At 72.9% G+C, this 7256-nt stretch carries 6 protein-coding genes and 1 pseudogene; all 7 read left to right on the top strand.

Annotated elements, in window-relative coordinates:
• The first annotated feature begins 156 nt into the window (after positions 1-156).
• Positions 157-1098, top strand: a complete 942-nt coding sequence (locus MFF61_RS33290; RefSeq protein ID WP_238242062.1) for a LysR substrate-binding domain-containing protein — start codon at positions 157-159, stop codon at positions 1096-1098.
• Between the two features lie 74 nt (positions 1099-1172).
• Positions 1173-2240, top strand: coding sequence for an AbrB family transcriptional regulator (locus MFF61_RS33285; RefSeq protein WP_238242061.1), 1068 nt, complete (start codon positions 1173-1175; stop codon positions 2238-2240).
• Between the two features lie 89 nt (positions 2241-2329).
• Positions 2330-3877: a threonine ammonia-lyase, biosynthetic gene (ilvA, locus tag MFF61_RS33280; protein ID WP_238242058.1), complete on the top strand. Its 1548-nt coding sequence runs from the start codon at positions 2330-2332 to the stop codon at positions 3875-3877.
• A 61-nt stretch (positions 3878-3938) separates the two neighbouring features.
• Positions 3939-4847, top strand: coding sequence for a prolipoprotein diacylglyceryl transferase (lgt, locus tag MFF61_RS33275; protein WP_238242057.1), 909 nt, complete (start codon positions 3939-3941; stop codon positions 4845-4847).
• The gene (locus MFF61_RS33270) at positions 4844-5941 is read left to right on the top strand and encodes a class I SAM-dependent methyltransferase (RefSeq protein ID WP_238242051.1); all 1098 of its coding nucleotides are present in this window, start codon (positions 4844-4846) and stop codon (positions 5939-5941) included. Before lgt ends, MFF61_RS33270 begins: the two co-directional genes overlap by 4 nt.
• 10 nt (positions 5942-5951) lie before the next feature.
• Positions 5952-6719: a peptidoglycan editing factor PgeF gene (pgeF, locus tag MFF61_RS33265; RefSeq protein WP_238242049.1), complete on the top strand. Its 768-nt coding sequence runs from the start codon at positions 5952-5954 to the stop codon at positions 6717-6719.
• Between the two features lie 273 nt (positions 6720-6992).
• Positions 6993-7256, top strand: a pseudogene (locus MFF61_RS33260) (porin family protein); the annotation flags it as partial.

Genomic DNA, 7256 nt, shown 5'->3' with positions numbered 1-7256 from the left:
GGCGTAACCCGGCTGCCCGGGCTGCGCCGCGACACGGGAGATAGGGTCGGCCATTTCCCGACCCAAGGACCCTGGAACTGGTCTGGTTCCGGGTTATGGCCCGCGGGCGACCAGTTGACAAATGCATCGTTGCGAACCCTGTGATAGATGCCATCTATGAACGTCGCCGGCCTGTCCCTTCGCGATCTCGAATATGTTGTTGCCGTGGCTGAGGAAAGCCATTTCGGCCGGGCGGCGGAGCGCTGCAACGTCAGCCAGCCCACCCTGAGCGTGCAGGTGCGCAAGCTGGAGGAGGCGCTGGGGCTCGCCCTGTTCGAGCGCACGAACCGGCGGGTGCTGCTCACCCCGGGCGGACAGGCGGTAGTGCGCCAGGCCCGGGTGGTGCTGGCCGAGGCGCACCGGCTCCTGATGCTCGCCCGCGAAGGACACGGGACGCCGCTCACCGGGCGTCTCCAGCTCGCTGCGATCCAGACGCTCGGCCCCTACTACTTCCCCCAGGTGCTGCGGCGGCTGCGTCAGGACTTCCCCCAACTCGCGCTGGCGCTCAGCGAGGGCCGCACCGCCGAGATCCTGGACGGGCTGCGCGAGGGCCGTCTCGACGCGGCCCTCGTCTCGCTGCCGATCCCCGAGGCCGGTCTCGCCGTGGCGCCGCTCTTCCGCGAGCCGTTCCTGATCGCCTGCCCGGCCGATCACGCCTTCGCGACCGGCGGGGCCCCGCGGGCCGCTGACCTCGCCGGGCCGGACCTGCTCCTCCTCGACGAGGGTAATTGCCTGCGCGATCAGGCGGTGGCGGCCTGCGGCGCGGGACCCGGGGTCGGGCGGCACGCCACCAGCCTCGAGACCCTGCGCTCGATGGTGGCGGCGGGGGCGGGCTACACGCTCCTGCCGGCGCTCGCCGCGCCGCACGGCCCCGATCCCACCGGCCTCACGGTCTGCCGCCGTTTCGGGGACGGCGGGCCGGACCGGGTGATCGCCCTGGTGTGGCGGGCCAGCGACCCACGCGGCGAAGGCCTGGCGAGCCTCGCGGACTTCTTTCGGGAACATGCGCCGGATGCAACCTTGCCCTGCGTCAAGGGCGGGGACATGCCGGCGCGATGACGCTCATGTGCCGCGTCCCCATCACGACCGGGGCACGATTCGTGGATAGCGCCGCGCCGGAACCCTGATCGCGCATGAAGCCCTTCCCCCCTCCCCCGCACCGCGCCGCCCTGCATCCGGTGCTGCAATGGGGCATCCTGCTCGCCGCCTCGGTTCTGCTGTCGGCCGGCTTCTCGGCCGCGGGCTTCCCGGCGGCGCTGCTGCTCGGCCCAATGCTCGCCGGCATCGGCCTCGGAGTCGCGGGCGCCACCGTGCGGGTGCCGAAGCTTCCCTTCCTCGGGGCGCAGGCCCTGATCGGCTGCCTGGTGGCGCACGCGGTCAACGCCTCGATCGTGCGCACGCTGCTGGCGGATGGCTGGCTGATGCTGGCGGTGGTGCTGGTGACCGTGGCGGCGAGCGCCGCCGTGGGCCTCGTCCTCACCCGCATCCGTCTCCTGCCGGGCACCACGGCGGCCTGGGGCTCCTCCCCCGGCGCCGCCTCCGCGATGGTGGCGATGGCCGAGGAATTCGGGGCCGATCCGCGCCTCGTCGCCTTCATGCAGTACCTGCGCGTCGCCTGCGTGGCGCTCTCCGCCTCGGTGGTCGCGCGCCTGTGCGTGGGGGGCACGCCGGCGCCCGTGGCCGCACCGGTGGGCGAGACCGGCCTGCTCGCGGTGGCCGGCACCCTCGCGGTGGCGGTGGTGGGCGCGTGGCTGGGCCGCGTCCTGCGGATTCCGGCCGGCGCGATGATCGGGCCGCTGGTGATCGGGGCGGCGCTGCACGCAACGGACCTCGCCAGCATGAGCCTGCCGGCGTGGATGCTCGCGCTCGCCTATGCGGGCATCGGCTGGACGGTGGGCCTGCGCTTCACGCGCGCGACCGTGCGGGCGACGGTCAGCGCCCTGCCGGGGGTGCTCGCGGCGACGCTCGGGCTGATCGCGCTGTGCGGCGCCTGGGCCTGGGGGCTGACCTTCATCCTGCCGATCGACCTCCTCACGGCCTTCCTGGCGACGAGCCCCGGCGGGCTCGACTCGGTCGCCATCATCGCGGTCGGCTCCGGGGCCGACGTGTCCTTCGTGCTCGCCGTCCAGACGCTGCGGCTCCTCGTCGTCATCCTGACCGGGCCGCTCGTGGCCAAGTGGATCGCCCGCAGCGCGGGCTGACACGGCCACGCTCGCATCGCCGCGCGAAAGGGGCTATGCGGCCGGCACGTCGGGACGCCGCGCGTCCCGCCCCGGTTCGGACGCCTCCCGTGCACGACTACATCAGGAAGATCCTCACCGCCCGCGTCTACGACGTGGCGAGCGAGAGTCCGCTCGATCCGATGCCCCGCCTGAGCGGCCGCCTGAAGGCGCCGGTGCTGCTCAAGCGAGAGGACCTGCAGCCGGTCTTCTCGTTCAAGCTGCGCGGGGCCTACAACAAGATGGCGGCCCTGCCGCCGGAGGCCCTGGCGCGCGGTGTCATCTGCGCCTCGGCCGGCAACCACGCCCAGGGCGTCGCGCTCGCCGCCGCCAAGCTCAAGGTGCCGGCCACCATTGTGATGCCGCGCACCACCCCGGCCATCAAGGTCGAGGCGGTGCGCGCGCGCGGCGGCACCGCGGTGCTGCACGGCGATGCCTTCGACGAGGCCTACGCGCACGCCAAGATCCTGGAGGCCGAGCAGGGCCTCACCTTCATCCACCCCTACGACGATCCCGACGTGATCGCCGGCCAGGGCACCGTCGGCATGGAGATCCTGCGCCAGCATTCCGGGCCGATCGAGGCGATCTTCGTGCCGATCGGCGGCGGGGGGCTCGCCGCCGGCATCGCCACCTTCGTCAAGTTCCTGCGGCCCGAGACCAAGGTCTTCGGCGTCGAGCCGGACGACGCGGCCGGCATGGCGGCGGCGCTGAAGGCGGGCGAGCGCGTGGTGCTGAACCAAGTCGGCCTGTTCGCGGACGGCGTGGCCGTGCGCCAGGCCGGGGCGGAGACATTCCGGCTCTGCCGCCAGCATCTCGACGGCGTCGTCACGGTGGACACCGATGCGATCTGCGCGGCGGTGAAGGACGTGTTCGACGACACCCGCGCCATGTCCGAGCCGTCGGGCGCACTCGCGGTGGCGGGGCTCAAGGAATACGTCGCCCGCGGCGAGGGCCGGGGCGGGACGCTCGTCGCCATCAACAGCGGCGCCAACCTCAACTTCGACCGCCTGCGCCACATCGCCGAGCGGGCGGAGCTGGGCGAGCGCCGGGAGGTGCTGCTCGCCGTCACCATCCCGGAGCGGGCGGGCAGCTACCGGGCCTTCATCGAGGCGCTGGGGCAGCGCGCCATCACGGAGTTCAACTACCGCTACGCGGAAGGGCTGGAGGCGCACATCTTCGTGGGCGTCCAGCTCCAGGGCCTGCCCGGCGAGAAGGCGGCGCTGGTCGCGAGCCTGACCGACCGCGGCTACCCGGTGCTCGACCTCAGCGACAACGAGATGGCCAAGGTCCACGTGCGCTACATGGTGGGCGGGCGCGTGCCGGGGCTCGCCGACGAGCGCCTGCTGCGCTTCGAGTTCCCGGAGCGGCCCGGTGCCTTGCTCAAGTTCCTCGACGGGCTCGGCGACATCTGGAACATCTCCCTGTTCCACTACCGCAACCACGGCGCCGATTACGGCCGGGTGCTCGCCGGCATCCAGGTGCCGGCGGCCGACCGCGACCGCTTCGCGCGGGCGCTCGCCGACCTCGGCTATCCGCATCACGACGAGAGCGACAATCCGGCCTACCGCCTGTTCCTCGACGGGAACGCGGCCCGCATGGAGGCGCTCCAGCCCGCCTGATCATCCGCCCGCGACCCCGGGTTGACGACGCCCCGCCCCCGGTTCACCTGTGCCGAGACCGATGCCGCCGCTCCTCGCGCTCCCGTTCCCCGCCATCGACCCGGTCGCCGTCGCGATCGGTCCGCTCGCGATCAAGTGGTACGCGCTCGCCTACATCGTCGGGCTGGTGGGCGGCTGGTTCTACGCCAAGCGCCTCGCCGCGTCCCCGTCTCTGTGGGGGGCGGTGCGGCGGCCTTCCGCGGCCGACATCGACGACCTGATCGTCTGGGTGGCGCTCGGCGTGGTGCTCGGCGGGCGCGTCGGCTACGTGCTGTTCTACAACCTGTCGGCCTATCTGGCGAACCCGTCCGAGATCCTGGCGATCTGGCGCGGCGGCATGTCGTTCCACGGCGGCTTCCTCGGCGCGGTGCTGGCGCTCGTGCTCTTCGCCCGGGCGCGCGGTCTCAACCCCTACGCGATGCTCGACCTCGCCGCCGTGGTGGTGCCGATCGGCCTGTTCTTCGGGCGCATCGCCAACTTCGTGAACGGCGAATTGTGGGGGCGGCCCGCCCCCGAATTCCCCTACGCCGTCGTCTTTCCCAATGGCGGCCCGGTGCCGCGCCACCCGAGCCAGCTCTACGAGGCCGCCACCGAAGGGGCGATCCTGTTCGTCGTGATGGCCTTCGCCGCGCGCCGCGTCGGCTTCCGGCGGCCGGGCCTGCTCGGCGGCCTGTTCGTGCTGGGCTACGCGATCGCCCGCACCGCCTGCGAGTTCTTCCGCGAGCCCGACCCGCAGCTCGGCTTCCTGTTCGGCAGCGAGGGCTCAGTGCTCGGGGGCGGCATCACCATGGGGATGCTGCTCTGCCTGCCGATGGCCGTGGTGGGCCTGGTTTTCATCGTGCGGGCGCTGCGCGGGTCGACCCGGCCCCTGCCGCGGCGGGGCGAGGACCCGGCCGGATCCGGCGCCTCCTCCGGGGCCTCGTCGGCGTGAGCGCCCTCCTGGCCGAGTTGCGCGAGACGATCGCGCAGACCGGGCCGATCCCGCTCGATCGCTACATGGCCCTCTGCCTCGGTCATCCGGTCCACGGCTACTACCGCACCCGCGATCCCCTCGGCCGAGCCGGCGACTTCACGACGGCGCCCGAGATCAGCCAGATCTTCGGGGAGCTGCTCGGCCTGTGGGCGGCGGAGGTCTGGCACGCGATGGGCCGGCCCGTCCCCTGCCGCGTGGTGGAACTCGGGCCGGGCCGCGGCACGCTGATGGCCGATGCGCTGCGCGCCATCCGGGCGGCGCTGCCGGCCTTCGCGGAGGCGATCGACCTCCACCTCGTCGAGACGAGCCCGGTGCTGCGCCGGGCGCAGGCGGCGCGGCTCGGCGGCACGGGCGTGCCGGCCACGTGGCACGAGGAGACCGGAACGGTGCCGGACGGGCCGGTCCTGATCCTCGCCAACGAGTTCTTCGACGCGCTGCCGGTGCGCCAGTTCGAGCGCAGGCCGGAGGGCTGGTGCGAACGCCGGGTGGGCCTCGCGCCCGATGGCATGCGCCTCGTCCTCGGCCTCGACCCGGAGCCGACGCCCGGCCTGCCGGCGCAGGCCGAGCCCGGCGCGATCCTCACCCTGCCCTCCGCGGCCCTGGCCGAGATGCGCCGCCTCGCCGGGCGCCTCGCGCGGAGCGGCGGTGCCCTCCTGTGCGTCGATTACGGCGAGGTTCAGCTCGGCCTCACCGACACGCTCCAGGCGGTGCGGGCTCACCGCTTCGCCGATCCGCTCGCGGCGCCCGGCGAGACCGATCTCACCACGCAGGTGGATTTCGGGGCTCTCGCCCGCGCAGCCGTCGAGGCCGGGGCGCGCCTCCACGGGCCGGTGACGCAGGCCGCGTTCCTGGGCACGCTCGGCCTCGCCCAGCGTGCGGAGCGCCTCGCCGCCCGCGCCCGGCCCGAACAGGCCGAGGCGGTGACGGGGGCGGCCGCGCGGCTGGTCGATTCGTCGCGCACCGGCATGGGCCGATTGTTCAAGGTTCTGGGCGTATCGGGACCGGACCTGGCCCGGCTGCCGGCCCTCCCCTCCTCCACCCTCTCGGGTTAAGGCTCAACCGATGCTGATCGAAGCCCCCGCGCTCGGCGCGCTTCCCGGCCTGCGCCACGCCTTCTTCACCCGGGAGGGCGGCGTCTCGGAGGGGCTCTACGCCTCGCTCAACGGCGGCCTCGGCTCGGGCGACGATCCCGCCCGCGTTGCCGAGAACCGCCGCCGGATGACCGCGCGGCTCGGCCTCGCGCCGGACGCGCTCGCGAGCCTCTACCAGGTGCATTCCGCCGAGGCCCTGGTGGTGGAGGCGCCCTTCGCCGAGCGGCCGAAGGCGGACGGCATGGCGACGCGGGTGCCCGGCCTCGCGCTCGGCATCCTCACGGCCGATTGCGGCCCGATCCTGTTCGCCGATCCGGCGAACCGGGTCGTGGGTGCCGCGCATGCGGGCTGGAAGGGCGCGCTCACCGGCGTCATCGAGGCCACCCTCGAGGCGATGGAGGGGCTCGGCGCCGAGCGTGGCCGGATCACGGCCGTTATCGGCCCGACCATCGGCGCCGCCGCCTACGAGGTCGGCCCGGAATTCCGCCAGCGCTTCGAGGAGGCCGCGGCGGACAACGCGCGCTACTTCGCGCCGAGCCGCGAGCGCCCGGGGCACAGCCTCTTCGACCTCCCCGCCTACATCGTCGCGCGCCTCGAACGAGCGGGCGTCGGCACGGTCGCCGATCTCGGCCTGTGCACCTATTCCGACCCCGACCGCTTCTTCAGCTACCGGCGCACCACCCAGCGCCGCGAGGCCGATTACGGCCGGCTCGTGGCGGCGATCGCCCTGGCCCCGTAGGGCGCTGTTTGCTTCTCGTTAAGCACCGCGACGAAAGCTTGGCAAAAAAATTTCGCCGACCCGTGAACCTTAGCCATTCGGCAGCGTTGAGGGGGTAAGGAGCCAAGGGAATGCCCGCGACGAAAAGCCGATAAGGCCGCGGTCATCGTCACCAGCGTTGTCGCGAAGTCACAGCTTTCGCAAGGCTGCCGGGATATGTCGAAGGGACTGCTTCCGGTGATCGTTCGGCGCGAGCCGGCGTCGCACCAGGGGCATAGTTGGAGGACCAGGACCATGAAGTCGCTTCTCAAGAGCGCTACCGCCCTGACGGGCCTGTTCGTTGCCGGTTCCGCGCTCGCCGCGGACCTTCCGCGCCGCGCGGCTCCGCCGCCGGTGTTCACGCCGGTTCCGGTGTTCACCTGGACGGGGTTCTACGCGGGTTTCAACGCCGGCTACGGCTTTGACACCAGCAGCAACAGCAACGCCCCGACCATCGTCGGCGTCGACGCGCGCACCGGCCTGGTGGCCGTGCCCACGGCCATCGCCTTCCAGAACCGC

This window comes from Methylobacterium isbiliense, assembly GCF_022179325.1.
In the GTDB taxonomy this organism is placed as follows: Bacteria; Pseudomonadota; Alphaproteobacteria; order Rhizobiales; family Beijerinckiaceae; genus Methylobacterium; species Methylobacterium isbiliense.
Note: the sequence above shows the minus strand (reverse complement) of the source record. Positions and strands in the feature narration are given on the sequence as shown.

Coding starts and splice junctions, on each gene's coding strand:
- MFF61_RS33290 (WP_238242062.1), top strand. CDS start 157: ATGAACGTCGCCGGCCTGTCCCTTCGCGATCTCGAATATGTTGTTGCC.
- MFF61_RS33285 (WP_238242061.1), top strand. CDS start 1,173: ATGAAGCCCTTCCCCCCTCCCCCGCACCGCGCCGCCCTGCATCCGGTG.
- lgt (WP_238242057.1), top strand. CDS start 3,939: ATGCCGCCGCTCCTCGCGCTCCCGTTCCCCGCCATCGACCCGGTCGCC.
- pgeF (WP_238242049.1), top strand. CDS start 5,952: ATGCTGATCGAAGCCCCCGCGCTCGGCGCGCTTCCCGGCCTGCGCCAC.